The 24,742-nt window shown below is 69.4% G+C and carries 23 protein-coding genes; 4 read left to right on the top strand and 19 right to left on the bottom strand.

Annotated features, from left to right (window positions below):
- The first annotated feature begins 74 nt into the window (after positions 1 to 74).
- Entirely contained in the window at positions 75 to 1,523 is a 1,449-nt protein-coding gene (locus K8940_RS08510) for a mannitol dehydrogenase family protein (protein ID WP_223394648.1), read from the top strand.
- On the opposite strand, the gene K8940_RS08505 is transcribed toward K8940_RS08510, so the two are convergent.
- The 3 genes from K8940_RS08505 to K8940_RS08495 all read right to left on the bottom strand — a co-directional run bounded on the left by K8940_RS08505 (position 1,524) and on the right by K8940_RS08495 (position 5,176).
- Positions 1,524 to 2,084 carry a sugar transferase gene (locus K8940_RS08505; RefSeq protein ID WP_223394646.1) on the bottom strand — a complete coding sequence of 187 codons (561 nt, stop codon included), beginning with the start codon at positions 2,082 to 2,084 and terminating at the stop codon, positions 1,524 to 1,526. It abuts the gene before it with no gap.
- Positions 2,085 to 2,094: 10 nt separating this feature from the next.
- Positions 2,095 to 4,797, bottom strand: a complete 2,703-nt coding sequence (locus K8940_RS08500; protein ID WP_223394644.1) for a polar localization protein TipN — start codon at positions 4,795 to 4,797, stop codon at positions 2,095 to 2,097.
- 172 nt (positions 4,798 to 4,969) lie between these two features.
- Positions 4,970 to 5,176: a hypothetical protein gene (locus tag K8940_RS08495; protein WP_223394642.1), complete on the bottom strand. Its 207-nt coding sequence runs from the start codon at positions 5,174 to 5,176 to the stop codon at positions 4,970 to 4,972.
- Between the two features lie 232 nt (positions 5,177 to 5,408).
- On the opposite strand from K8940_RS08495, the gene cysD reads away from it, so the two are divergent.
- Both cysD and cysN read left to right on the top strand, forming a co-directional pair.
- Entirely contained in the window at positions 5,409 to 6,374 is a 966-nt protein-coding gene (gene cysD, locus K8940_RS08490) for a sulfate adenylyltransferase subunit CysD (protein WP_223394640.1), read from the top strand.
- Position 6,375: 1 nt separating this feature from the next.
- Positions 6,376 to 8,283: a sulfate adenylyltransferase subunit CysN gene (gene cysN / locus K8940_RS08485; RefSeq protein ID WP_223394638.1), complete on the top strand. Its 1,908-nt coding sequence runs from the start codon at positions 6,376 to 6,378 to the stop codon at positions 8,281 to 8,283.
- On the opposite strand, the gene K8940_RS08480 is transcribed toward cysN, so the two are convergent.
- The 8 genes from K8940_RS08480 to crcB form a co-directional block, all read right to left on the bottom strand.
- A complete protein-coding gene (locus K8940_RS08480; protein ID WP_223394636.1) occupies positions 8,271 to 9,470 on the bottom strand; it encodes an MFS transporter in 1,200 nt (399 codons plus the stop codon). The genes cysN and K8940_RS08480 overlap by 13 nt on opposite strands.
- A 1-nt stretch (position 9,471) precedes the next feature.
- A complete protein-coding gene (metG, locus tag K8940_RS08475; RefSeq protein ID WP_223394634.1) occupies positions 9,472 to 11,181 on the bottom strand; it encodes a methionine--tRNA ligase in 1,710 nt (569 codons plus the stop codon).
- 90 nt (positions 11,182 to 11,271) lie between these two features.
- On the bottom strand, positions 11,272 to 12,549 hold the full coding sequence (locus tag K8940_RS08470; RefSeq protein ID WP_223394632.1) for an MgtC/SapB family protein: 1,278 nt from the start codon (positions 12,547 to 12,549) through the stop codon (positions 11,272 to 11,274).
- Between the two features lie 16 nt (positions 12,550 to 12,565).
- Positions 12,566 to 14,098: an acyl-CoA carboxylase subunit beta gene (locus K8940_RS08465; RefSeq protein ID WP_223394630.1), complete on the bottom strand. Its 1,533-nt coding sequence runs from the start codon at positions 14,096 to 14,098 to the stop codon at positions 12,566 to 12,568.
- 120 nt (positions 14,099 to 14,218) lie between these two features.
- Entirely contained in the window at positions 14,219 to 14,545 is a 327-nt protein-coding gene (locus tag K8940_RS08460) for a YnfA family protein (protein ID WP_223394628.1), read from the bottom strand.
- A gap of 8 nt (positions 14,546 to 14,553) precedes the next feature.
- Positions 14,554 to 15,294 (bottom strand): ATP12 family chaperone protein, encoded by a 741-nt coding sequence (locus K8940_RS08455; RefSeq protein WP_223394626.1) that lies wholly within the window; start codon positions 15,292 to 15,294, stop codon positions 14,554 to 14,556.
- A 60-nt stretch (positions 15,295 to 15,354) separates the two neighbouring features.
- On the bottom strand, positions 15,355 to 16,350 hold the full coding sequence (locus tag K8940_RS08450) for an RluA family pseudouridine synthase (protein ID WP_223394624.1): 996 nt from the start codon (positions 16,348 to 16,350) through the stop codon (positions 15,355 to 15,357).
- Positions 16,347 to 16,730 carry a fluoride efflux transporter CrcB gene (gene crcB / locus K8940_RS08445; protein ID WP_223394622.1) on the bottom strand — a complete coding sequence of 128 codons (384 nt, stop codon included), beginning with the start codon at positions 16,728 to 16,730 and terminating at the stop codon, positions 16,347 to 16,349. Before crcB ends, K8940_RS08450 begins: the two co-directional genes overlap by 4 nt.
- 163 nt (positions 16,731 to 16,893) lie before the next feature.
- On the opposite strand from crcB, the gene K8940_RS08440 reads away from it, so the two are divergent.
- Positions 16,894 to 18,123, top strand: coding sequence for a hypothetical protein (locus K8940_RS08440; RefSeq protein WP_223394621.1), 1,230 nt, complete (start codon positions 16,894 to 16,896; stop codon positions 18,121 to 18,123).
- 29 nt (positions 18,124 to 18,152) lie between these two features.
- On the opposite strand, the gene K8940_RS08435 is transcribed toward K8940_RS08440, so the two are convergent.
- From K8940_RS08435 to K8940_RS08400, 8 genes are all read right to left on the bottom strand, one after another.
- Positions 18,153 to 18,665: a CC0125/CC1285 family lipoprotein gene (locus tag K8940_RS08435; protein WP_223394619.1), complete on the bottom strand. Its 513-nt coding sequence runs from the start codon at positions 18,663 to 18,665 to the stop codon at positions 18,153 to 18,155.
- Between the two features lie 11 nt (positions 18,666 to 18,676).
- On the bottom strand, positions 18,677 to 19,492 hold the full coding sequence (locus K8940_RS08430) for an RluA family pseudouridine synthase (protein ID WP_223394617.1): 816 nt from the start codon (positions 19,490 to 19,492) through the stop codon (positions 18,677 to 18,679).
- Positions 19,489 to 20,790 carry a replication-associated recombination protein A gene (locus tag K8940_RS08425; RefSeq protein WP_223394615.1) on the bottom strand — a complete coding sequence of 434 codons (1,302 nt, stop codon included), beginning with the start codon at positions 20,788 to 20,790 and terminating at the stop codon, positions 19,489 to 19,491. Before K8940_RS08425 ends, K8940_RS08430 begins: the two co-directional genes overlap by 4 nt.
- A 34-nt stretch (positions 20,791 to 20,824) precedes the next feature.
- Positions 20,825 to 22,249: a Do family serine endopeptidase gene (locus tag K8940_RS08420; RefSeq protein WP_223394613.1), complete on the bottom strand. Its 1,425-nt coding sequence runs from the start codon at positions 22,247 to 22,249 to the stop codon at positions 20,825 to 20,827.
- Between the two features lie 78 nt (positions 22,250 to 22,327).
- Positions 22,328 to 23,578 carry a TCR/Tet family MFS transporter gene (locus tag K8940_RS08415; RefSeq protein ID WP_223394611.1) on the bottom strand — a complete coding sequence of 417 codons (1,251 nt, stop codon included), beginning with the start codon at positions 23,576 to 23,578 and terminating at the stop codon, positions 22,328 to 22,330.
- Positions 23,575 to 24,069, bottom strand: coding sequence for an SRPBCC domain-containing protein (locus K8940_RS08410; RefSeq protein WP_223394609.1), 495 nt, complete (start codon positions 24,067 to 24,069; stop codon positions 23,575 to 23,577). The genes K8940_RS08415 and K8940_RS08410 overlap by 4 nt, the downstream gene beginning before the upstream one ends.
- The gene (locus K8940_RS08405; RefSeq protein WP_223394606.1) at positions 24,066 to 24,407 is read right to left on the bottom strand and encodes an ArsR/SmtB family transcription factor; all 342 of its coding nucleotides are present in this window, start codon (positions 24,405 to 24,407) and stop codon (positions 24,066 to 24,068) included. Before K8940_RS08405 ends, K8940_RS08410 begins: the two co-directional genes overlap by 4 nt.
- A complete protein-coding gene (locus K8940_RS08400; RefSeq protein ID WP_223394604.1) occupies positions 24,404 to 24,739 on the bottom strand; it encodes an MmcQ/YjbR family DNA-binding protein in 336 nt (111 codons plus the stop codon). Before K8940_RS08400 ends, K8940_RS08405 begins: the two co-directional genes overlap by 4 nt.
- Positions 24,740 to 24,742: the final 3 nt, after the last annotated feature.

Raw genomic sequence — 24,742 nt, 5'->3', positions numbered from 1 at the left:
CCAATTGCCACCAAGGTCGGACTACAGCATGTAGGCGGCCGATCCTTCCGCTACGAAACCCCAGGCGTGCTCCCTTGACCGCTTCCTCCGCGACCTCCCCCGCCCTGCGTCTGAGCGCGACCAGCTATCCCGGGGCGATCCCCGGCGTCGTCCTGCCCACCTACGACCGCGACAAGGTCCAGGTCGGCGTCGTCCACTTCGGTCCTGGCGCCTTCCACCGCGCCCACCAGGCCTTCTATTTCGACCAACTGCTGGCCAGCGACCCGCGCTGGGGCATTTGCGCCGTCTCGCTGAAGAGCCCGGGCGTCCGCGACGCCCTGGAGCCGCAGGACGGCCTCTACACCCTGGCCCAGTTGGACGCCGAGACCACCTTCCGCGTCATCGGCTCGATCCGCGAAGTGCTGGTCGCGCCGGAGGATCCGCCGTCGGTCTTCGCCCGCCTGGCCGCCCCGACCACCCGCATCGTCACCCTGACCGTCACCGAGAAGGGTTACACGCTCTCGGCCGAGGGCGGCCTCGACGAGAAGCACCCCGACATCGTCCACGACCTGGCCAACCCGCGCGAGCCCAAGAGCGCCGTCGGCTACATCGTCGAGGGCCTGCGCCGCCGGTTCGCGGCGGGCCTGTCGCCGTACGCCGTCGTGGCCTGCGACAACCTCGCCGACAACGGCTGGCGCCTGAAGGCGGCCGTCGTGGCCTTCGCGACCAAGGTCGACGCCGACCTGGCCGCCTGGATCGACCGCGAGGGCAGCTTCCCGCGCACCATGGTCGACAGCATCACCCCGGCAACAGACGACGCCCTGCGGGCCCGCGTCCTGGCCGCCACCGGCCTGGAGGACGCCTGGCCGATCCAGCGCGAAGCCTTCACCCAGTGGGTGGTGGAAGACGTGCTTGCCGCCGACGCACCTGACCTGGCCAGCGTCGGCGTCATCCTGACCGATGACGTGCGCGGCTTCGAGCGCGCCAAGCTGCGCCTGCTGAACGGCGTGCACTCCACCCTCGCCTACGCCGGCATCCTGCGCGGCCACGAGACGGTGTTCGAGGCCGTCAGCGACCCGGCCCTGGAGGCCCTGGCCCGCGAGCTGATGACCAAGGACATCATCCCGACGCTGACCGCGCCGCGGGGTCTCGACCTGGCCGAATACGCCGAGGCCATTCTGGCCCGCTTCCGCAATCCCGAGATCCGTCACTACCTGTCGCAGATCGCCTGGGACGGCACCCAGAAGCTGCCCTTCCGCATCCTCGGCACGCTGACCGAGACGCTGGAGGCCGGCCGCTCGATCGAACGCCTGGCGATCCCGCTGGCGGCCTGGATGCGGTTCGTGGCCCTGCGCGCCAAGGCCGGCGACGCGATCACCGATCCGCTGGCCGACAAGCTGTCGGCGATTGGCGCAGCCGCGACCGGCGACGCCAAGACCGACGTCCCCACCTTCCTGGCCCTGGACAGCGTGTTCCCGGCGGCGCTGACGAGCAATCCGACGTTCGTGAGCGCGGTCGAGAAGGCCTATGCCGATCTCGCCTAGCTAGCGGGTCACGCCCTTGCCGGTCAGCACCGGAGCCACGGTGCTGACCATGATCCGCAGATCGAACAGGAACGAGCGCCGGCGAAGGTATTCGGCGTCCAGCGCCACCTTGTCCGGGATGGCCAGTTCGTCACGGCCGTTGATCTGCGCCCAGCCGGTGACGCCCGGCCGCAGCACGTCGACCCCGGCCGCCCGGCGCGCGGCGACCAGGTCGTCCTGGTTGAACAGCGCCGGGCGCGGTCCCACCAGGCTCATGTGGCCGACCAGCACGCTCCACAGCTGCGGCAATTCATCGAGGCTGAGCTTGCGCATCAGCGGCCCGATCGGCGTCAGCCATTGGTCGGGATCTTCCAGAAGGTGCGTGGCGACCTCGGGCGTATCGATCCGCATGGTGCGAAACTTCGGCATCGGAAAGAGCGTCGAACTCTTCCCCACCCGCTGTGACCAGTAGAGCCCCGGTCCCGGCGAGGTCAGACGCACCAGCAGCCACAGCCCCGCCAGCGGCAGGGCCAGCACGATCAACCCGACCGCCGCCGCCAGGACGTCGAAGGCGCGCTTCACCTGAAGACGCCTAGCCGAGATCGCCGCTGGCCGCGTCGAGCAGCAGGTAGACCCGGCCGGCGTCCGACGACAGCAGGGCCGCCAGCAGGAAGCCCTCGCGGTCCTGGCCCGCCGCCTCCTCGATCATGCCCGCATAGCGCTTCAGGAAGCGCTCGGTGTTGCCCCTCAACGTGGAGTCCGAGAACAGACGGCGGACCAGGCGACGGATGGCGGCCGGCGCCAGGCGCTTGACCACCTCGCGCGCCCCGGTGGCGTCACGGGTCTGCAGGGCGGCGGCGATCTCGTCCACGCGGCCGCGCGGCAGCAGGGCGTGCGGGTCGATGCCCATGGCCGTGATCTCGGCGGCCAGCTTCTCGCCCAGAGCGGCGTCGCCTGGCGTGCTGCTCTCGATGCCAGCCAGCAGGTTGCGCCAGCTCCAGCCGCCCTCGCCGTCCGGCTCCGGCGGCGGCGACGACGGCTGCTTGCGCGACGAGGCCTGCTCGAACACCGAACGAAACTCCTCGTCGGTCGCTGTCGGGGTCAGGCGCAGACGGCGGCGATCGGTCGGCGGTTCGTCCTCGTCATCGAAGTCGATCGTCGGCAGACCTTGAGAAGACTGGGCGGGCGGCGGGGCCGCGCGGGACCGGGCCGGCGCGGTCGTCGACGCGGCGCGGGCGGCCACGGTCGAGGCGCTGGACGCGGTGACGGCGCCGGCCGCCTCGCTGAGCATCTCGTAATTGCGGCGCACGCGCTCCTGGAAGGCCTGGTCGATCGCGGCCGTCTCCTCGGCGGTGCGCCGGACGGCGTTCATCAGCTGCTCGACGCCCTGTTCGATCGAAATCCGGACCTCGGCGGCTTTCCGCAGGGCCTCAGACGGCAGCTCGGCGGTGCGCTTGCCGATCTCGGCCAGCATGCCTTCCAGCTCGTCCAGCGTGCCGCGCGCGGCCTGGACCGAGTCGGCCAACTTCTGCGAGGTGCGGGCGCCGGCCTGCTCGACCATCTGGGCCGAGTGCTCGATGATGTCGCGCGCTTCTTCCATGCGGGATTCGAAGACCGCGTCGGCCTTCTGGCCGGCGGCGAAGGCGATCTCGTTCAGCTGGTCGACGCGGCTGCGGGCGGCCTCGACGCGGGCCTCGACGCTCTGGCTGGCCTTCAGCGCCGCCTGGGCCATGGCCTCCATGGCGGCCTTCAGCTCTTCCTCCAGCAGGGTCCGCTGCTGTTCGGCGGCGTCGCCGATGGTCTCCAGAGTCTTCTTGGCGTTCTCGGCATAGGCTTCGCGCTGGGCCGTGGCGCTGTCGCCCATCTCGCGGAACTGTTCAGCGGCCGCGCTGATCAGGCCGCGCAGGATCTCCGCGCCCATGGACGCGGTGTCCGACAGCTCGGTCGCGCCGACGCGGGTGTAGGCGACGAACTCGGTGAGCTGGGCGGTGCGGGTCTCGGCCTCGGCGGCGAAGTCCTCTTGCTCCGAGCGCAGGGCCTGGCTGATCTCGACGAGGGCGGCGCGCTGGGCGGCCAGGGTCTTCTCGACGGCCGACACCTGGTCGCCGACCCCGGTTCCGGCGGTCTCCAGGCGAGCGATCTGACGCGACAGGTCCTCGGCCCCGACGCGGGCGGCGTCCGACGCCTCGGCCGCGGCCGCAGCCAGGTCGGCGGCGCGGGCGGCCAGGGCGGCCTCGGCCTCGCGCAGCTGGGTCTCGGCCAAGTCAGAAGCCTCGGCCACCATGCGGGCTTGGCTGCCGATCGCGTCGACCACCGCCGTGGAGCGGGCGTCCAGCGACTGCGACAGGGTCTCCATCGCGGTGCGTTCGTGAGAGAGGCCCTGGGCCAGCTGGTTGGCCATCTTGGCCGACTCGGCGGCGGCCTCGGCCAGGCGCGCGGTTTCCTCCGCCAGGGCCTGACGCAGCGAAATGATGTGCTCGCGGGCCCGCTCGGCGGCGTTGGCGGCGTCCTCGACGCCCTGGCGCATGGCGTCGGCGGCGCTGGACGCGCCCACGGCGGCCAGGGCGGCCGGGGTCACGATCCGGTCGGTCAGGGTGCGCGTGCGGCGCAGCTCGTCGGCGACGCCCGTCGCCTGACGCAGCAGATAGGCGCCCAGCAGGGTCAGCAGCGCCGGGCCCAGGGCCAGGCCCGCGAACACCATCAGGGCGAAGCCCTCGACCTTGAAGGCCGGCACGCCACGCGCGTAGCCCAGCGCGAAGGCGATCGGGGCCAGGGCCCACAGGGCGGCGACGGCGGTGGCGATGGTCCAGAACAGGACACCGGACATGCGGCGCGGCGCGGGTTCGGCCGTCAGGGGAACAGGGGCTTCGGCGATGGGACCGCGCAGGTCCAGCGACGGCTCGCGCGACTCGGCCTTGGCCGGCGCGGCGCGCTCGGTGTCGACGATCGGCGCGGGCGGCTGGGCGCCGAAGGCCAGCGAGGTCGCCGGCTTCAGCTCGGGTTCGGCGAAGCTGGTCGCCGGCTCGGGCGCCTGCTCGCGGCGCCGACGCGACCGCACGGCCGTCGGCGGCGGCACCGCCAGGTCATCGTCCAGGGTTTCCCGCAGGCTCAAGGGTTCGGCGGTCGGGATCTCCGCCTCGGGCTCGGAAAACGACGTCGTCGCAGGAAATTCGGGGGGAAGCTCGGGCGCGACCGGGGTGTCTTCGGGCGCGGCTTCTTCGGCCCTTGTTTCCTGAGAAGGCGGCTCCGGCGGCGTCGCGGAGAAATCGAGCGGTTGGCGCTTCTTAGGCTTCATACACAGCCAGGGTCCCAAGACGGGGCATAGAGGAGCGATGGCGAGGGGACGCGGAGACAGTCATCGCGCGCCGGACCCCTCCTTCGCGTGTCAGATGAACCTAACGGTGAAAAGCCTTGGCGAAAAGCGACTTTGCTTGCGTGGGCAGGGGTTGCGACGCCAAGGCGCGCGTTCAGGCCTCGCGGGAGGCGGTCGCGGGGACGTTGACCGCGATCGGCGCCGGGCGAGCGGCCATGCCGCGCGGCGAGCGGGCGACGGTCTTGTGCGGCTGGCCCTTGACGTGCGGGCACGCGCTCTCGACCACCACGCCGAACTGGCACAGCGCGAACGAGGACAGCCAGACGACCGCCACAGCCAACATTTCGGTCAGGAAGCCCATTGCCCACCTTACGGAACCGATAGCGCCGTTATGCGAGAGACTCGCGGCTCGCGCGAGTGAACTTTTGGTCATGTATGGCTTGAGCTTTCCGAATGTGGCGCCACGCCAACTGACAGCGCCCCCAGATTTCCGGCGGTTGTCGCCGGTCGCCGTCGGGCATAGGTCGCAGCATAAATTCGGCGCCCTTCTCGACGAGACGAGCCCGGACATTTTCCCTTTGCGGATCTTCGCCTTGGCCCTTACCCGTTTCGCACCCGCCGCGTACTCGCCGGAACCGATGACGACACAGATCTCGCCGGCCCGTCTGACGCACCTCCAGCGCCTGGAGGCCGAGAGCATCCACATCCTGCGGGAAGTGGCGGCCGAGTGCGAACGCCCGGTCATGCTGTATTCGATCGGCAAGGACAGCGCGGTGATGCTGCACCTGGCCGCCAAGGCTTTCTACCCCAGCAAACCGCCCTTCCCGCTGCTGCACGTCGACACGACCTGGAAGTTCCGGGACATGTACGCCCTGCGCGACAAGGTGGCGTCCGAGCTGGGCTTCGACCTGATCGTCCACAAGAACCCCGACGCCGAGGCGCGCGGCGTCAACCCGTTCGACCACGGCAGCGCCCTGCACACCGACCTCTGGAAGACCGAAGGCCTCAAGCAGGCTCTCACCAAGTACGGCTTCGACGCGGCCTTCGGCGGCGCCCGGCGCGACGAGGAAAAGAGCCGGGCCAAGGAGCGCGTCTTCTCGTTCCGCTCGTCCGAGCACCGCTGGGACCCCAAGAACCAGCGCCCCGAGCTGTGGAACCTCTACAATACCCGCAAGCACCCGGGTGAAAGCCTGCGCGTCTTCCCGATCTCCAATTGGACCGAGCTGGACGTCTGGCAGTACATCCACCTGGAGAACATCCCGATCGTGCCGCTGTACTTCGCGGCCGAACGGCCGGTGGTCGAGCGCGACGGCGCGCTGATCATGGTCGACGACGATCGCTTCCGCCTGCGCGACGGCGAAGTTCCGCAGCTGAAGAGTGTCCGCTTCCGCACCCTGGGCTGCTATCCGCTGACCGGCGCGGTCGAGAGCACCGCCGCCACCCTGCCCCAGGTCATCCAGGAAATGCTGCTGACCACCACCAGCGAGCGCCAGGGCCGGGTCATCGACCATGACCAGTCCGCCTCGATGGAGAAGAAGAAGCAGGAAGGGTACTTCTGAGATGGCTCACCAGTCCGCCCTGATCGCCGAAGACATCAACGCCTACCTGCACCAGCACCAGCACAAGTCGCTGCTGCGCTTCATCACATGCGGCAGCGTCGACGACGGCAAGTCCACCCTGATCGGCCGCCTGCTGTACGACAGCAAGATGATCTTCGAGGACCAGCTCGCCGCGCTGGAAGCCGACTCCAAGAAGGTCGGCACCCAGGGCGGCGCGATCGACTTCGCCCTGCTGGTCGACGGCCTAGCCGCCGAGCGCGAGCAAGGCATCACCATCGACGTCGCCTACCGCTTCTTCTCGACCGAGAAGCGCAAGTTCATCGTCGCCGACACCCCCGGCCACGAGCAGTACACGCGCAACATGGTCACCGGCGCCTCGACCGCCGACGCGGCCGTGATCCTGATCGACGCGCGCAAGGGCGTGCTGACCCAGACGCGCCGCCACAGCTATCTCGTCAGCCTGCTGGGCATCCGCCACGTGGTGCTGGCGGTGAACAAGATGGACCTGGTCGGCTGGGACCAGGCGGTGTTCGACCGGATCGTCGCCGACTATCGCGCCTTCGCCGAGCAGATCGGCCTGACGGTGTTCACGCCCATCCCGATCTCGGGCCTGGGCGGCGACAACATCGCCGCGCGCAGCGACGCCACGCCCTGGTTCCAGGGCCCGATCCTGATGGACTGGCTGGAGGGCGTCGAGGTCGAGGACGATCTGCAGTCCAAGCCGTTCCGCATGCCGGTGCAGTGGGTCAACCGCCCGAACCTGGACTTCCGGGGCTTCTCGGGCCTGATCGCCTCGGGGACCATCAAGCCGGGCGACCGCATCCGCGCCCTGCCCTCGGGTCGCGAAAGCCGCGTGGCCCGCATCGTCACCCTGCCGGGCGACCTTCCCCAGGCCGTCGCCGGCCAGTCGGTGACCTTGACGCTGGAAGACGAGATCGACATCTCGCGCGGCGACGTGATCGCCGCCGCCGACGCGCCCGCCCCGGTCGCCAACCAGTTCGAGGCCACCGTCGTCTGGATGGACGACGAGCCCCTGCCCCCTGGCCGCACCTATCTCCTGAAGCTGGGAACGAGGACGGTTAGCGCCAGCGTCACCGACATCAAGCATCGCGTGAACGTCAACACCCTGGAGCACACGGCCGCCAAGCGCCTGGAGCTGAACGAGATCGGGGTCTGCAACCTGTCGCTCGACCAGGCCATTCCGTTCGAGGCCTATGCCGACAACCGCCAGATGGGCGGCTTCATCCTAATCGACCGGATCAGCAACCGCACCGTCGGCGCGGGTATGATCAACTTCGCCCTGCGCCGGGCCGACAACATCCACTGGCAGCACACCGACGTCGGCAAGGCCTCGCGGGCGGCGCTGAAGAGCCAACGCGGCCAGGTCGTCTGGCTGACGGGCCTGTCGGGCGCGGGCAAGTCGACCATCGCCAACCTGGTCGAGAAGCGCCTGCACGCGCTTGGCCGCCACACTTACCTGCTGGACGGCGACAACGTCCGCCACGGCCTCAACAAGGACCTCGGCTTCACCGAGGAGGACCGCGTCGAGAACATCCGCCGGGTGGCCGAGGTCGCCAAGCTGATGGTCGACGCCGGCCTGATCGTGCTGACCGCCTTCATCTCGCCGTTCCGGGCCGAACGCCGGCTGGCGCGCGACATCCTGGAGCCCGGCGAGTTCATCGAGGTCTTCGTCGACACGCCCCTGGCCGTGGCCGAGGCCCGTGACGTCAAGGGCCTCTACAAGAAGGCCCGCTCGGGCCAGCTGAAGAACTTCACGGGCGTCGACAGCCCGTATGAAGCGCCGGAAGCCCCCGAACTGCGCATCGACACCACCGCGATCGATCCCGTCGAGGCGGCGGAACGGATCGTGGCGTGGCTGGAAGGGCAAGAGATCGACTACACGATCTGATGTCTTGATCGGCGCGAGAGCATGATCGCGCCGATCAGCCCCAGCCCGGCCATGAAGGCGACGGCTAGGTAGCCCTTCGCGCCCAGGGCGTCGAACAGCGGCCCCGAAGCCAGGGTCGCCACGCCCAGGGTGAATCCGGACGACAGCGCCGAGTTGATCGCCTGGGCGGGCGACGCCGCCGACGCCGGAGCCAGCTTCTCGATCAGGCGCAACGAGGCCAGGAACGACGCGGCGAACGTCATCGCGTGCAGCATCTGCAGCGGAAACAGCGCCCACAGCGGCGGCTCGAAGGCGTAGCAGGTCCAGCGCAGCACGGCGGCGGACGCGCCCAGGATCAGGAACCGCTCAGGCCCCCAGCGGCGGCGCAGCGGCTCCAGGAACCACATGAAGCCGACCTCGGCCGCGACGCCCACGCCCCACAGCACCCCGATCATCGGCTCGGCGATCCCCTGCTTGCGCCAGAGGATGGCCGAAAAGCCGTAGTAGAAGGCGTGCGCCCCCTGGATCAGGCCGGCCGTGACCACCGCCAGCACGAAGGTGCGGTTGCGCAGCAGGTCGCCCAGCCCTTTCCAGCGCTCTGATCGGGCCGGCTTGGCGCCCTCGGCGTGGACGCGTTCGGGCGGCACCAGGATGGCGGCGGCGACCGCGCCGACGAAGCAGGCGGCGGCGATCCAGATGGCGATGATCGTGGGCGCGGCGAAGGTCAGGATCACGCCCATGGTGAGGTTGGCCGCGATGAAGGTGCTCGAACCGGTGCCGCGCGGAACGCCGTAGTTGAAACTCTCGGTCCGCGCCCGGCGCAGGGTGATCACGTCAATCAGCGGCGAGACGGTCGACAGCAAGGTCTGGCCGATGAACCAGGCCAGGATCAGCCACAGCAGGTTCGACGTGGCCAAAAGGCCCGCATAGCCCAGCCCCGCCCCGACCAGCAGCAGCACCATCGGCGTGCGCCGCAGGGTGAAACCGTCGGCCCACACCGCCAGCGAGGCGCCGGTAAAGGGCTTGAGCAGCAGCGGCACGGCCAGGATCAGGCCGATCTCGCCGCCGGTCATGCCGCGCGAACGCAGATAGGTGCCGATATAGGGCAGGCTGACGCCCGAACTCAGATAGATCGCGGCGTAGAACAGGCAGAGGCGGACAAGGGTCGGGAGCCCCTGCTCCTTCGCCGTGTCCGCCCCCGCGTCCACCTTACTCCGCGCCGCCGAAGCGGGCCGTCCATTCGGCGATCTGCTCGTCCTCAATCTTCTTGAACAGGACCTCCGGCACGGTCACCGCCTGGCCGATGGTCAGCGTGTCCAGCTCGGCCTTGGCGTCGTTCGACGGCCATTGGGCCGGGAAGTCCAGGCCGAACGCCTCGCCGATCTTCTCGGCGGCGAACGGGATGAACGGAGCCGAGATCCTGGCGTACAGCGCCGCCAGGTTCAGGGCCGTGCGGACGATGACGGCGGCGCGGTCGCGATCGGTCTTGATCGCGGTCCACGGCGCGGCCTCCTGCAGGTACTCGTTGCCGACCACCCACAGCGCCCGCAGCGCCTGGGCGCTCTTGCGGATCTCGATGGCGTCCATCTGTTCGGCCAGGTCCGCCAGGCGCGCTGAGACGTCGGCGAACAGCTTCGCTTCCAGCGGGCCAGGCTCGCCCCCCGCCGGGACCACGCCCTCGAACTTGCTCTCGTTGAACTTCAGGATGCGGTTGACGAAGTTGCCCAGCACGTCGGCCAGGTCGCGGTTCACGGCGCTGGCGAACTGCTCCCAGGTGAAGGCCGTGTCGCTGCCTTCCGGCGAGTTGGCGGTCAGGTACCAGCGCCACAGGTCAGGCGGCAGGATCTCAAGGGCCGCGTCCATGAACACGCCGCGCTTGTTCGAGGTCGAGAACTTGCCGCCGTACCAGTTCAGCCAGTTAAAGGCCTTGAGCATGTCGACGCTCTTCCACGGCTCTTCCGAGCCGAGGATGGTGGCCGGGAAGCTGACCGTGTGGAACGCGACGTTGTCCTTGCCCATGAACTGGACGTAGCGGACGTCTTCCGCGCCGCTGTCGGTGCGCCACCAGCGCTTCCAGTCGCGGTCGGGCGAGCCCTCGGCCCACTCCTGGGTCGCGGCGATATATTCGATCGGGGCGTCAAACCACACGTAGAACACCTTGTCCTCGAAGCCCAGGCGCGGCACGCCGTCCTGAGCCACCGGGATGCCCCAGGCCAGGTCGCGGGTGATGCCCCGGTCGATCAAGCCCTCGTCCAGGTGCTTGTAGGCGATCGAGCGGGCCAGCTGCGGCCAGTCGCCGTGGCTGTCGACCCAGGCGCGGATCTTGTCCTGCATCTTGGTCTGCAGCAGGTAGAGGTGACGGGTGTCGCGCACCTCGATATTCCGCGAGCCCGAGATCACCGAGTACGGATCCTTCAGGTCGGTCGGGTCCAGCAGGTTGCCGCAGTTGTCGCACTGGTCGCCGCGCGCCTTCTCGAAGCCGCAGTGCGGGCAGGTGCCCTCGACATAGCGGTCGGGCAGGAAGCGCTTGTCGTCGACCGAATAGACCATCTGGTCGACGCGTTCCTCGATCAGGCCGTGATCCTCCAGGGCCTGGCAGAAGTGCTGGGTCAGGCGATGGTTCTGCGGCGAGGACGAGCGGCCGAAATGGTCCCACGACAGGCCGAAGGCGCGGCCCACGTCGTGCTGCAGCACGTGCTGCTCGGCGCAGTAGGTGGCCACGTCCTGGCCGGCGGCGGTCGCCGCCAACTCGGCCGGGGTGCCATGTTCGTCGGTGGCGCAGATATAGAGGGTCTCGTTCCCCCGAGCCCGCTGGAAGCGCGCATAGACGTCCGCCGGCAGCATCGACCCCGCCAGGTTGCCCAGGTGCTTGATGCCGTTGATGTACGGCAGGGCCGAGGTGATCAGGATGCGAGCCATGCGGGCGCGGCCTTTCGGGGGAGTCTGCGGAACGCGAAGAAGCGTCCGCATATAGAAGGGTCGGACGGGAAGGGAAAGGTTTGGCCTTGCCTAGAACACCACCGCCAGCGTCGCCACGCCGGCCAAGCCGGCTAGGAAGGTCACCAGCAGCGGGGTGGCTGCCTTCGCGCCGGTGGAGCCCCGCGCGATCGTGAAGGCCAAGCCGGCCTTGACCAGGGTGTTGGCCAGGATCGGCGCGGCCAGGATCAGGCCGGCGAGCTTGGGGGTCAGGCTTCCTTCCGGCAGGCGGCTCATGGCGATGATCGCCGCGTCGACGTCGACCATGCCGGAGATCCCCAGCACGGTGGCTAGGCCCGCGCCGCCGAAGGCCTGCATGGCCCAGCGGCCGGACAGCGAGATCACCATGACGAGGCCCGCCAGCAGCAAGGCCGGCCCTAGGTCGAAGGGATTGCGCACCGACGGCGCGGGGCCAGCGCTCGCCGGCGCGGACTTCACTCTCAGCGCCCAGCCGACATATGCCGCGCCAACCAGACCTGCCGGAACTGCAACCAGCGCGAAGGCCGACAGGGCGAACGGCGCCAACACCGCGACAAGGACCAGCACCCGCACGATCATGACCGTCGAGGCCAGGGCGATCCCGGCGACCAGAACCCTCGCCTCACCGTCCGAATTGCGGATCCGGGCCGCCATGGCGGCGGTGACGGCGGTCGAGGACACCACCGCCCCGACACCCGCCGTGGCCAGAACCCCCTGCTCCGCGCCCAGCCTACGGCTGGCCGCATAGCCTAGCAGCGAGAGGCCCGAGACCAGCACGACCACCATCCAGATCTCGCGCGGGTTCCAGGCGTCCAGCGGCCCGAATTCGCGGTTGGGCAGCAGCGGCAGCACGGCCAGAGAGATCAGCGCGAAGCGGACGATGGCCTGGAGTTCGAGCTCGCTCAGCCCCTCGACCCAAGCGTGGAGCCGCTTGCGCTGCGCCAGGATCAAGGTGGTCAACGCCGCCAGGAGGCAGGCCAGGGTCCATTGGCCGGCGGCGGCCAGGGCCCCCAGGCCCAAGGTGATGATCCCGACGACGGTGGTGGTGGCGCTGAGATCATCCTTGGCGGCGGCGCGCGCATAGCCGATCAGCAGCGCCGCGGCCGCCGCGATCAGGATCGCCGCGCCGATCAGCGGCGAGACCCGCGCCGTCGCTTCCGCCGCCACGCCGCCGGCCAGGCCCAGGAGGGCGAAGGTCCGAATACCCGCCACCCGCGAGCCGTCTGGCTCCAACCGATGCGACCAGCCGCGCTCGACGCCGATCAGCAGCCCCAGCGCGAAGGCCAGGCCTACGCCGGCAAAGGGCGATAGGGCCTGGATCCATTCCGACAAGGGCGAACCTCCGCAGCTAGAGCGGGATGTTATCGTGCTTTTTCCAGGGGTTGGAGAGTTCCTTGCCCTTAAGGCTCTTTAGGCCGCGGACGATGCGACGTCGGGTGCCATGGGGCATGATGACGTCGTCGATATAGCCGCGCTGGGCGGCGACGAAGGGGTTGGCGAAGCGGTCCTTGTACTCGGCCTCGCGGGCGGCCAGGGCGGTGGGGTCCTTGGCCTCCTGGCGGAAGATGATCTCCACCGCCCCCTTGGCCCCCATCACCGCGATCTCGGCCGTGGGCCAGGCGTAGTTGAGGTCGCCGCGCAGGTGCTTGGAGCTCATCACGTCATAGGCCCCGCCATAGGCCTTGCGGGTGATCACCGTGATCTTGGGCACCGTGGCCTCGGCATAGGCGAACAAGAGCTTGGCCCCGTGCTTGATCAGCCCGCCGTACTCCTGCTTGGTCCCCGGCATGAAGCCCGGCACGTCGACGAAGGTCAGGATCGGGATGTTGAAGGCGTCGCAGAACCGCACGAAGCGGGCGGCCTTGCGGCTGCTGTCGATGTCGAGCACCCCGGCCAGCACCTGCGGCTGGTTGGCCACCACCCCCACCGTCTCGCCGTCCATCCGCGCGAAGCCGACGATGATGTTCTTGGCCCATTCCGAGCTGATCTCGAAGAAGTCGGCCTCGTCCACGACTTTGAGGATCAGCTCCTTCATGTCGTAGGGCTTGGTCGGGTCGGCCGGGATCAAGGTGTCGAGGCTGGCCTCCTCGCGATAGGCCTCGTCGAAGGTCTCGCGCTCGGGGGCGGCCTCGCGGTTGGACGAGGGCAGGAAGTCCACGAGGCGGCGCACCTGGGTCAGGGCCTCCAGGTCGTTCTCGAACGCTCCCTCGGCCACGCCCGACTTGGCCGCGTGGACCCGGGCCCCGCCCAGCTCCTCGGCGGTGACCACCTCGTTGGTGACGGTCTTGACCACGTCAGGACCGGTCACGAACATGTAGCTCGTATCCTTCACCATGAAGATGAAGTCGGTCATGGCCGGCGAATAGACGTCGCCGCCGGCGCAGGGGCCCATGATCACGCTGATCTGCGGCACCACGCCCGAGGCCATGACATTCTCCAGGAAGATGTCGGCATAGCCGGCCAGGCTGTCGACGCCCTCCTGGATGCGCGCCCCGCCCGCGTCGAACAGGCCGATCACCGGCGCCCCGACCTTCATGGCCTGGCGCTGGACCTTGACGATCTTGGCCGCGTGAGCCCCGCTCAGCGAGCCGCCGAACACCGTGAAGTCCTTGGAGAAGACGTAGACCACCTTGCCGTTGATCGTGCCCCAGCCGGTCACCACCCCGTCGCCGGGCACCTTCTGGTCCTCCATCCCGAAGTCGGCGCAGCGGTGCTCGACGAACATGTCGAACTCCTCGAACGAACCTTCGTCCAGCAGCAGGTCGATCCGCTCGCGCGCCGTCAGCTTGCCCTTGGCGTGCTGGGCCTCCACCCGCTTGACCCCGCCACCCGCCTTGGCCTGCGCCCGGCGACGGTCCAGTTCCTCCAGAATGTGCTGCACGCGCGTACTCCCCTGCCCGGTTCTTTATGCTGGCGGCTGAACCACCTTATGGAGCTAGGCCTAGCGAGGCCAGGGGCGCCACACAAGGCGGACCTGGCGACGGGACGGCATGGGCCGGTTTCAGGCCGTACGCGGACCAAGCAGGATGATCGCCGCGCCGGCCAGGCAGACCGCGCCGCCGATCAGGTCCCAGCGGTCGGGCCGCGCGCCCTCGACGACGCGCATCCAGGCGATCGAGGCGATGATGTAGATTCCGCCATAGGCGGCGAAGGCCCGGCCGGCGACGCTGGCGTCGATCCGGGTCAGCAGAAGGGCGAAGGCGATCAGCGACAGGGTCCCCGCTCCGGCCCACCAGGGCGAACGCCCCAACCGCAGCCAGGCCCAGAAGGCGAAGCAACCGCCGATCTCGGCCAGGGCGACCAGGGCATAGATCGCGAAGGCCTTCATCGTCCCTCTTAACTCCTGAGCGCGGCGAACCAGCGGTCGATCATCTCGGCCTCGATCGCCAAGGCCTCGGCGCGGGCCTTGGCCTCGGCGTCCTGACCCCACTGCTCAGCCTGAAACACCTCTTCCAGCCGCGACAGGTCCAGCGCCCGGCGGCCGGTCAGGCGGCCGGCCCGCACGGCCAGGGCCAGCACGGTCGAGCCGTAGAGACCGGCGGCGAAGGCCACGCCGGCCAGGGTGAAGTCATCCATCGTCAGGGCCAGGGCCTCGACCGCCGCCAGGGTGGCCGACGGCTGCGGCTGGTGGATGATCCCGGCCACCGGCGTGAACACCAGGCCGAACTCGGCCCTGGCCCAGTCCAGGATCGCCCCCCACTCGCGGTCCTGGCGCTCGACCAGCGGCGTCGGATGCTCGGCGCGGTAGCACAGGTGGTCCGAGGCGGCGTAGGCCGTGACCTCGCCGGCCACCTCGGCGCGGGTCTCGGCGATGCGGTCGATGGCCGTGAAGGCCAGGCGCGTGGCCGGCATGAGGCTGTTGTCGATGTACTCGACCTGGGCGTCCCACTCGGCGGCGATCATGTCCGCGAGAAGCCTGGTCGGCGCGATCAGCGGCTTCCTGGCCGGCGACTTGGGCGTGCGGCCATCCAGCTGGACCGCGAAACCGCCCTCCCCGTTTTCGCCAAGGAAGGGCGCGGCGGCGGCGGCCTTGTAGAAGCGCTTGGGTTTAAGCAGCAGCTCGGATTTGTCGGACACGGAAGCACTCTTTTCAGAGGCACGGCGGAGCGCGGCCGCCATGCCGGTGACGGGCTTGGTCTAGCGCCGCTTGGTCTGGCGGCGGGCGAACGGCTCGGACTCGGCTTCGTCTTCCGAGAAGCCGAACTTGCGGAAGCCTTCCTTCATCTCGGGGCTCAGCGGGGCCTCGATGTGCAGCATGCCGGCCGAGGGGTGCGGCAGCAGGATCGAACGGGCGTGCAGCTGCAGCTTCAGCCCTTCCGACAGCGGCGCGGACTTCTCGTCGCCGTACTTGGGGTCGCCCAGGATCGGGTGGCCCATGGCCTTCATGTGGGCGCGCAACTGGTGCGTGCGGCCGGTGTGCGGGCGCAGGGCCATCCAGGTGACGCGCGGACCGGCGCGGCTGATGGTCACGAACTCGGTCTCGGCCGGCTGGGCGTCCGGGTCCTTGGGCTGAGCCGGCACCACCAGTTCGCGGTCGCCGACCCCGCGCTTGGCCAGGTGCAGCTCCATCACGCCCTCGGTCGGATGCGGATTACCGGCGACGATCGCCCAGTAGGTCTTCTGCGCCTTGCGCTTGGCGAAGGCCCCCGACAGGCGCGCCGCGGCGCTGGGCGTCTTGCCCAGCAGCAGCACGCCCGAGGTGTCGCGGTCCAGGCGATGGACCAGGCGCGGACGATCGACGCCCTCGCCCCAGGCGCTCAGCAGCTTGTCGACATGCTTGGTGGTCTTGGTGCCGCCCTGCACGGCCAGGCCGGCGGGCTTGTTGAGGGCCAGGACCTCCTCGTCCTCGTACAGCACCAGCGACTTGGCGTAGGCGACGTCGCGCGCCGACAGCTTGTTCTTGTCGGAGGGATCGGGCGCGTCGGGCAGCGGCGGCACGCGGATCTGGCTGCCGGCGGCCAGCTTGGTGTCAGCCTTGGCGCGCGAGCCGTCGACCCGGACCTGGCCCGAGCGGAACAGCTTGTTCAGTTGGATGTGATTCAGGTGCGGCCAGCGACGCTTGAACCAGCGATCGAGGCGGACCCCGTCCTCGCCGGCGTCGACGTACAGGGTGCGGACTTCCTTGATGCTCATGCGAAAACCTTGCGGGCGACCAGAAGGCCCGCGAACAGGGCGGCGATCGACAGAAGAACGCTCGCGGCCGAATAGGAAAAGGCCTGGCCATAGGCGCGCTTCTGAATCATCAGCGCGGTTTCCAGGGAGAAGGACGAGAAGGTGGTGAAGCCGCCCAGGACCCCGACGCCCAGCAAGACGCGCCATTGTTCCTGCGAGCCGTTGCCGCGATGGGCCAGCCACGAGGCCAGGCAACCCATCAGGAAACCACCCGCGATATTGACGGTGAAGGTGCCGTACGGCCACCCCGGCCCCATGACCCGCATGGCGCCCACGCCAACCAGATAGCGGGCGACCGAGCCGACGGCCCCGCCGGCGGCCACGAGGAGCAGCTTATTCATGATCGCCTTATGCGCCGAGCCGGCCTTAACGCCAAGCGCCCACCGAAGTTCCCTTGATTTTCCCCGATTTCTTTCAAGGTAAACGCGGTTGTAAACCTTCTTTCAAAACCCCCGGTTAAGCGCACTGGCGGCACTCTGGGTGCGTCAAAACAGCGCCAGAACCATGCCCCTCGACACTCAACCTTCAGATGCGACCGAACGCGTGGCCCTCCCGGGGCCTGTGCTTCAGCGCCTGACGGGTAACGACCTGGTGGCGCGCGGTTCGGTCAACGTCATCAGCATCAAGGCCATCCGCCAGTGGGCTGGCGAGTGGTGGAGCCAGAAGCGCGGCGACGTCTGGACCTATGTCGAGCTGAAGCTGAACGAGCATCTGGATCGCCTGGACATGCGCGCCCGCATCTCCGACAGCGAATTCCTGATCGCCATGAACAATGATCAAGGCCTGGCCGCTCAGGCGACCAGCGTCAGGATCCTGGAAGACGTGCTGACCCATCTGCTGGGCGCGGCCTCGCCGATGGATCTGGGCATCCGGTCGGTGATCGGCGTCGAAGGCGGCGAGGCTGTCTGCAGGCCGATCGACGCGTCGGTGGTCCTGGCCGCCCGCGCCCGTCGTGATAGCGCCCGGTCGCCGGTGCGCGTCGCGGTCGACCCGGCCGACGAAACCCGCCGCACGCCGGTGGCGTTCACCACCGCCGGCGGCGCGGCCCTGCGTGTCGATTTCACGCTGGAACACGTCATCAACCTGCGCCGCAACGTCACCACCGCCGTGCGCATCGAGCCGATGGTCACGCACCTGGCCAGCGGTCGCCAGGCCTCGGCCCGCGCCCTGACCAAGCTGTCGGACCGCGACGTCGCCTTCATCGACGAGTCGACGCTGAAGTACGCGGCGGTCTTCGCCCGCTCGGCGCAAGGGCCCAACACGCCCGAACTGATCCTGCCGGCCTCGTTCCGCACCCTGGGCACCCAGCGCGGCCGCGACCTGCTGACCGGCACGGCCGGCCTCTCGCTGGGCCTGCTGCGGGGCGGCATCCAAATCGAGCTCGTGGACATCACCCGCGGCACCCCCGCCGGCCGGCTGCTGGAAGTGGTGGGCCTGCTGCGCGCCCTGACCCGCGGCGTCATCGCCCGCGTGCCGCCGGACAAGGAAGCCCTGCGCGTATTGCGCGACGCCCGCCTGGCGGGCCTGGCCCTGGACGCCTCGGACCTGTCGGGCGAGGCCGCCAAGATCGCCATGGACATCATGGCCTTCGGCCGCGACGCCCGTGGCCTGGCGCCGATGACCATCCTGCAGGGTCTGCCGCAGGAAGGCTATTTCGCCGCCGCCGAGACGGCCGGCCTGACGCACGCCTCGCTGCGCGCCAACTATCCGCTGGCCAAGCAGGCCGCGGCCTAGACCAGATGGCGGCCTAGGTCCGACGGACCTCAGGTCCGCTGGCGTCCGTATCCCACGTTCTTGACCACGTCCCGCGCGTCATAGGCGTCGCGGTCGCGCGGCGTCGCGCCCTTGCCGAACACCACCTCGATCGAGCGCGAGAAGGACGGGCCCGGTCCGAGGTTGAAGCTGGTGCCCACGCCCAGGCCGACGCTGGAGCGACGGCCGAAGCTGGCCGAGCCGCCGCCCACCGACATGCGCGGACCGCGATCATAGCCGCTGGAGGTGGTCGAGCGGTCGGCGACGCGGAACCAGTCGTATCCGTCGCGCAGGGCCAACTCGGCCGCCCGCAGCAGGGCGTAGTCGGCGACCTGGGCCTCCGGCGCGCCGGGACCGCCCTGGAAGGTGACGCGATAGCGCCCCGCCTCCAGCCGGTATTCGGAATAGCCGACGTCGTTGGGCGAGCCGAGCTGGGCGCGATAGGTGGTCGGAGCGGCGGTAGCGCAGGCGGCCAGCAGCAGGCCCGACAGGGCGGCGGCGACCAGGGGTTTCGAGATCTTCATGGCGAACCTCTTCAGACCTGATCAACGGCCTCGGAACCTGGCTGTTCCGGAATCGGAAGGCCCAGGGCCTCGAGCATGGCTTTGAAATCGGACGGAAGCGGGGCCGTGACCTTGCGTTCGCCGCCCAGCGGATGCGGGAAGGTCAGGCGGGCGGCGTGCAGCATCAGGCGCGGCGCGACCGCGCCTCCCAGCATCAGCGCCCCGCCATAGCGGCTGTCGCCCGCCAGCGGCCGGCCGATGGACGCCATATGGACCCGCAGCTGGTGCATGCGGCCGGTGTCCGGCGACAGTTCGACCAGCGCTGCGACACCGTTGCTGGCCAGGGTGCGATAGCGGCTGCGGGCGGTCTCGGCGTCCGGATGATCGGGCGCGCAAACCCGCATATAGGCCTCGCGGCCGATCGACTCACGGCGCAAAGGGCTGTCGATCATGCCGCCCTTCGGCTCCGGCGCGCCCGGCGCGACGATGGCCAGGTAGGACTTGCGGAACCGCTTGGCCATCATGGCCTCGCCCAGGAAGGCCGCGCCCGGCTTGGTCTTGGCCGTCAGGATCACGCCCGAGGTGTCGCGGTCCAGCCGATGGATCAGGCGCGGCCGAGCCTTTCCCGGCTTGGCGAACGCCCACAGCAGGTCGTCCAGCGTATGGGCCTTGATCCGCCCGCCCTGGCTGGACAGGCCGGCGGGCTTGTCCAGCACGATAATCGCCTCGTCCTCGTACAGCACCCACGACCGCGCCGCCTCGATCTCCTCGGGCGTCAGGGTGATCGGGCATTCAACGGCCTTGGGCTTGGCGACGCCGGGCGGACGGCGGAATTTCGGACTGCTCATCGGCCGTCCTTACGCACCTGGCTCCAGGCTTCCAAGCGCTCGCGCACTTTCGCTTCCGCGCCGACCGACTTGGGTTCGTAGAAACGCCGGCGCTCCATGCCGTCCGGGAAGTAGTTCTGACCCGAGACGCCGCCCTCGACATCGTGGTCGTAGGCGTAGCCGTCGCCATAGCCCAGCGACTTCATCAGCTTGGTCGGGGCGTTGAGGATGTGCGACGGCGGCATCAGGCTGCCGGTCTCCTTGGCCGCGCGGCGGGCGGCCTTGTAGGCGTTGTAGACGGCGTTCGACTTGGGCGCCGACGCCATGTGGACCACGGCCTGGGCCAGGGCGAGCTCGCCCTCGGGCGAGCCCAGGAAGTCGTAGGCGTCCTTGGCCGCCGTGGTCAGCAGCAGGCTGAGCGGATCGGCCGCGCCGATGTCCTCCGACGCCATCCGCACCAGGCGGCGGGCGATGAACAGCGGATCCTCGCCGCCCTCCAGCATCCGCGCCAGCCAGTAGAGCGCCGCGTCGGGATCGCTGCCGCGCACCGACTTGTGCAGGGCCGAGATGAGGTTGTAGTGCTCCTCGCGATCCTTGTCGTAGGCCGGGCGGCGCTTCTGCAGGAACTGGCCCAGCTGGGTCGGGTTGAGCGGCGTGTCGGTCCCGATCGAAAAAAGGGTCTCGGCCAGGGTCAGCAGGTAGCGGCCGTCGCCGTCGGCCATGGCCACCAACGCCCCGCGCGCCTCGGCGTCGATCGGCAGCGGCCGGCTCTCGGCGGCCTCGGCGCGTTGCAGCAGCTGGTCCAGCGAGTCCTCGCCCAGGCGCTTGAGCACGAAGACCTGGCAGCGCGACAGCAGAGCGCCGTTCAACTCGAACGAAGGGTTCTCGGTAGTGGCCCCAACCAGGGTGACGATCCCCTCCTCGACGAACGGCAGGAAACCGTCCTGCTGGGCGCGGTTGAAGCGGTGGATCTCGTCGACGAACAGCAGGGTGCTCTGGCCGGCCGCGCGGCGCATGCGGGCCTGCTCGAAGGCCTTCTTCAGGTCGGCGACGCCGGAGAAGACGGCCGAGATCTGCTGGAACTCGTAGCCGCCGGCCTTGGCCAGCAGGCGCGCGATGGTGGTCTTGCCGGTGCCGGGCGGGCCCCACAGGATCATCGAGGCCAGGCGATGGGCCGCGGCCATCCGGCCGATGGGGCCTTCGGGACCCAGGAGATGCTGCTGGCCCACCACCTCGTCGAGGCTCTGGGGCCGCAGGCGGTCGGCCAGCGGCGCCGGCGCATGGGGCGTCAGGCCGGCGGCCTGGAAGAGATCGGACATGCGACTCTTCTAGCAGGCCGCCGGGCGCAAGTCGTCAGCCCGAGAAGCGGGCCGTGATCCGCTGACCGTTGCGCTCGATCGTCACCACCCAATTGCGGGTCGGCAGCTTCGCCGCGGCGTTGAGATCGGCCACCGTATTGACCGCGCGGCCATTGACCTCGCGGATGAAGTCGCCCGGCTGCAGGCCGATATTGGCCGCGTAGCCGCCGCCGATCTTGGTCACCAGCACGCCCCTGCCGGCGAACGGGTCGACGTCCAGGTCCTGGGCGACGGCCGGCGACAGGTTGACCACGGTGGCGCCGTTGAACGGGTTGGCGCCCGAAAGCGTGCGCTCGTCGCGGGCGGGAACTTCCGGCGCGGCCTCGGCGCGGACAGTCAGTGTCTGCTCGCGGTCGTTGCGATGGATCTGCATCGGCACCCGGTCGCCGACCTTGTGCGTGCCGATCGCGAAGGCGCCGCCGCCCTCGTCGTTCACCGGCCGGCCGTCGATCGACAGGATGACGTCGGCTTTCTTCAGGCCGGCGCGGTCGGCCGACGAGCCGGGATAGACCTGGGCCACCAGCACGCCGCGCGGGGCGCTCATGCCCAGGGTCTTGGCGATATCGCCGGTCACCGGTCGGCCCTTCACGCCCAGCCAGGGCCGCACGACGCTATGGCCGCCCCCCAGCGCCGCCGAGACGACCTGACGGACCACGGCCGCCGGGATGGCGAAGCCGACGCCCGAGGACGAGCCCGAGCGCGAGATGATGAAGGTGTTGATGCCGACCAGGTCGCCGTCCATGTCGACCAGCGGGCCGCCCGAATTGCCGGGATTGATGGCGGCGTCGGTCTGGATGTAGCTGCCGAAATTGGCCGCGCCGACGTCAGTCCGGGCCAGTGCCGAGACGATGCCGTTGGTCACGGTCTGGCCCACCCCGAACGGATTGCCCAGAGCCAGGACGAGGTCGCCGACCTCCATCTGGTCCTGATCGTCGATGGCCATGACGGGCAGCTTCTCGCCCTTGGTGTCGATCTTCAGCACGGCGAGGTCGGCGCGCGGGTCGTCCAGCAGCACGGTGGCCGGGAACTCGCGGAGGTCGGCCAGCTGGACGGTGATGTCGCTCATCCCGTCGATATTGTGGTGATTGGTGATGATCACGCCGTCGGCGCGGACGATGGCGCCGGAGCCCAGCGAGCCCTGCACCTGGCTGCCGCCCTGGCCGCCGCCCATGAAGAAGTCCCAGAACGGATCGACGCGGCGCTGCACCACCCGGCGGCTGGCGACGTTGACGACCGCCGGGGCGGCCTTCTTCACGACGGGCGAGAAGGACAACTTCATCGACGCCGCATCGGCCGGCGCGCGGCGGGTCGGCTGCGGCATGTCGGGGACGGCGACCGATTGGGCGTTGGACTGCCCGGTCGGGTTCGAACAGGCGGCCAGCAGGACGACGACGGGCAACAGGGCGCGGATGGTCTTCAAGAAAGGCTCCTAAACTTTACCGACGAATTCAGCCGAGCTTTCGGGCGAGTCTATGGCGTCTGGCGCGATGGTAAGGCTTCAGGCCGCTTGCGGTTCCGGCGGCGGCTGGGGACGGGCCTTGGCGTAGGCCAGGACCGTCGAAGCCAGCATCAACGCTGCGGCGATCAGCACCGGCAGGCCCGGCAGGTGCAGGGTCGCGTCGTGGCGGATGGCGAAGGCGAACGGGAACAGGAACAGCGGCGGGCCGATGATCGAGGCGATGCCCATCATCGCCGAATTGGCGCCCTGCAGCTGGCCCTGTTCGTTGGGCGCGACGCGGCGGGTCATCAATCCTTGCAGGCCCGGCTGGATCAGGCCCGACAGCGCGAACAGCGGCAGGCCGCACAGGTACAGCATTCCGGTCGGCGCTAGGGCGTAGATCATGAAGCCGGCGAAGCCCGAGAACAGGCCGATCATCAGCGCGCCCCGCTCGCCCACCGCCTTGACGACCCGCCCGACCACCAGGGCCTGGACGATGATGCTGGAAATGCCGCTGGCCATCAGAGTCAGGCCGATGGTCGCCGGCGACCAGCCGTAGCGGAAGCCCATATAGAGCACAAACACGCTGGGCAGGACGTTGTGGGCCAGCTGGAACAGGAAACCCACGCCGGCCAGACCGAGCAGGCCCGGATGGCGGTTAAGCAGCTGCAGCGAACCGACGGGATTGGCCTTCTTCCAGTCGAAGCGCGGCTGGCGACGTTCGGGCGGCAGGGATTCCGGCAGGACGAAGAAGCCGTAGAGCCAGTTGCACAGCGCCAGGCCCGCGCAGACCAGGAACGGCGCGCGATGGTCGAACTGCCACAGCCAGCCGCCCAAGGCCGGACCGAAGGTGAAACCGACGCCGAACGCCGCGCCCATCAGACCGAAACCCTTGGCCCGGTTCTCCGGCGTGGTGACGTCGGCGACATAGGCCGAGGCGGTCGAGAAGCTGGCCGCCGTCATGCCGTTGAAGATCCGGCCGACGAACAACCACCACAGGCTGGGCGCGAAGGCCATGAACAGGAAGTCGACGCCCAGGCCGAAGATCGACGTCAGGATCACTGGCCGGCGGCCAAAGCGGTCGGACATCAGGCCCAGGATCGGCGAGCAGAAGAACTGCATCACGCCCCAGACCGTGGCGAACAGGATGTTCCAGTCGGCCGCCACGGCCGTGTCGCCGCCGCCGAACTGCTTCACCAGGTTGGGCAGGACCGGGATCATCACGCCCAGCGACAGCACGTCCATGATCGCGGTGACGAAGATGAAGCCCAGCGCCGCCTGACGTTTGGCTCCGGTAATCGGTTGGTTCATGGCTCGCCCTCCCCGGCGGCTCCTAGTTGGACGCTGTTCGCCCGGCTCGCAAGACCCGCCAGCAGCGCCCGCCACCATTCCCCATGCCGCTGCAGGAAGACGGCGTCCGGGAAGCCGTGCCGCGCCACGTGCGGGGCCGGCACGCTGTCCCAGCCGCGATGCTCGACGGTGACGCGGGTCCCTGCCTCCACCGCTTCGAAGCGGACCTCGACCTCGGTGTCCATGCCCGGCGCGAAGGCCGCCTGACGCCAGCCGAACACCAGGCGCGCGCCGCGTTCCCAGATCCGGACTTTGCCGACCTCGAACACCTTGCCGGTCGGCAGACGCTCGACCAGCCGGCCGTCCTCGAAGGCCATGCCCCCCGGGGAGCGCGGGGTGAAGGAGAACAGGCTGCTGGGCTTCCACCACAGCGCGATATCGGTTGTGAAGGCGTCGAACACCACCTCTGGCGGCGCGGCGATGCGCACGGCGACCAGGATCCGGGAACTCACTCGCCATCCCCCGGCGTCTTGCGCTCCACATGCGCCTTCAGGGCCGATAGCTGGTCGGCCCAGTGATCCTCAGCCGCCTCAAGCCAGGCCTTGAGTTGGTCCATCGGTTCGGCCCGCAGACGGTAGACCCGGACGCGGGCGTCGAACGCCGGATGGCTCTCCTCGACCAGGCCCGACTGGCGCAGCGCCCGCAGGTGTCGGCTCATGGCCGGCGGGGTAAGGCCCAGGCTCTCGGCCAGCTCCCCGGCCCGGCGCGGGCGCTCGCGCAGCAGGTCGACCGTGCGCCGCCGGTGCGGGTCGGCCAGGGCCGCCAGGGTGCGATCTAGGGCTTCGCTCACGGCTGGGCGTCCAAGAGTTTCTTCGGCGCGACGTTGCGCCAGGCGTCCAGCAACGCGCCGCGCGCCGTGGTCTCGTCGCAGTTGGCCAGGCGCAGGCGGGTCGCCCCGCCCCGGCCCCAGCCGCCAGGCACGGGGACGAAGATCGCGGGCTCGGCGGCCACGCGGATCTCCTGCTGGTCCGGCGTCAGCTTGACCATCGCCCAGGCGGCGTCAGGATTGCCCAGGGTCGCGAAGATCCTGCCGCACCGGAAATCGACCGTGCCCATGTGCGCGCTCTCGATGGCCCCGGGCATCGACAGCGCCAGGCGCCGAAAGTCGTCCTGAGTGATCATGGC

It is taken from the genome of Caulobacter segnis, assembly GCF_019931575.1.
Taxonomy (GTDB): domain Bacteria; phylum Pseudomonadota; class Alphaproteobacteria; order Caulobacterales; family Caulobacteraceae; genus Caulobacter; species Caulobacter segnis_C.
This window is presented reverse-complemented; position numbering and strand designations above follow the sequence as displayed.

Coding starts and splice junctions, on each gene's coding strand:
- K8940_RS08495 (WP_223394642.1), bottom strand. CDS start 5,176: ATGGGCTTCCTGACCGAAATGTTGGCTGTGGCGGTCGTCTGGCTGTCC.
- metG (WP_223394634.1), bottom strand. CDS start 11,181: ATGGCTCGCATCCTGATCACCTCGGCCCTGCCGTACATCAACGGCATC.
- crcB (WP_223394622.1), bottom strand. CDS start 16,730: ATGAATAAGCTGCTCCTCGTGGCCGCCGGCGGGGCCGTCGGCTCGGTC.
- cysN (WP_223394638.1), top strand. CDS start 6,376: ATGGCTCACCAGTCCGCCCTGATCGCCGAAGACATCAACGCCTACCTG.
- K8940_RS08430 (WP_223394617.1), bottom strand. CDS start 19,492: ATGAGCAGTCCGAAATTCCGCCGTCCGCCCGGCGTCGCCAAGCCCAAG.
- K8940_RS08440 (WP_223394621.1), top strand. CDS start 16,894: ATGCCCCTCGACACTCAACCTTCAGATGCGACCGAACGCGTGGCCCTC.
- K8940_RS08500 (WP_223394644.1), bottom strand. CDS start 4,797: ATGAAGCCTAAGAAGCGCCAACCGCTCGATTTCTCCGCGACGCCGCCG.
- K8940_RS08415 (WP_223394611.1), bottom strand. CDS start 23,578: ATGAACCAACCGATTACCGGAGCCAAACGTCAGGCGGCGCTGGGCTTC.
- K8940_RS08425 (WP_223394615.1), bottom strand. CDS start 20,790: ATGTCCGATCTCTTCCAGGCCGCCGGCCTGACGCCCCATGCGCCGGCG.
- K8940_RS08450 (WP_223394624.1), bottom strand. CDS start 16,350: ATGAGCATCAAGGAAGTCCGCACCCTGTACGTCGACGCCGGCGAGGAC.
- K8940_RS08460 (WP_223394628.1), bottom strand. CDS start 14,545: ATGAAGGCCTTCGCGATCTATGCCCTGGTCGCCCTGGCCGAGATCGGC.
- K8940_RS08400 (WP_223394604.1), bottom strand. CDS start 24,739: ATGATCACTCAGGACGACTTTCGGCGCCTGGCGCTGTCGATGCCCGGG.
- K8940_RS08435 (WP_223394619.1), bottom strand. CDS start 18,665: ATGAAGATCTCGAAACCCCTGGTCGCCGCCGCCCTGTCGGGCCTGCTG.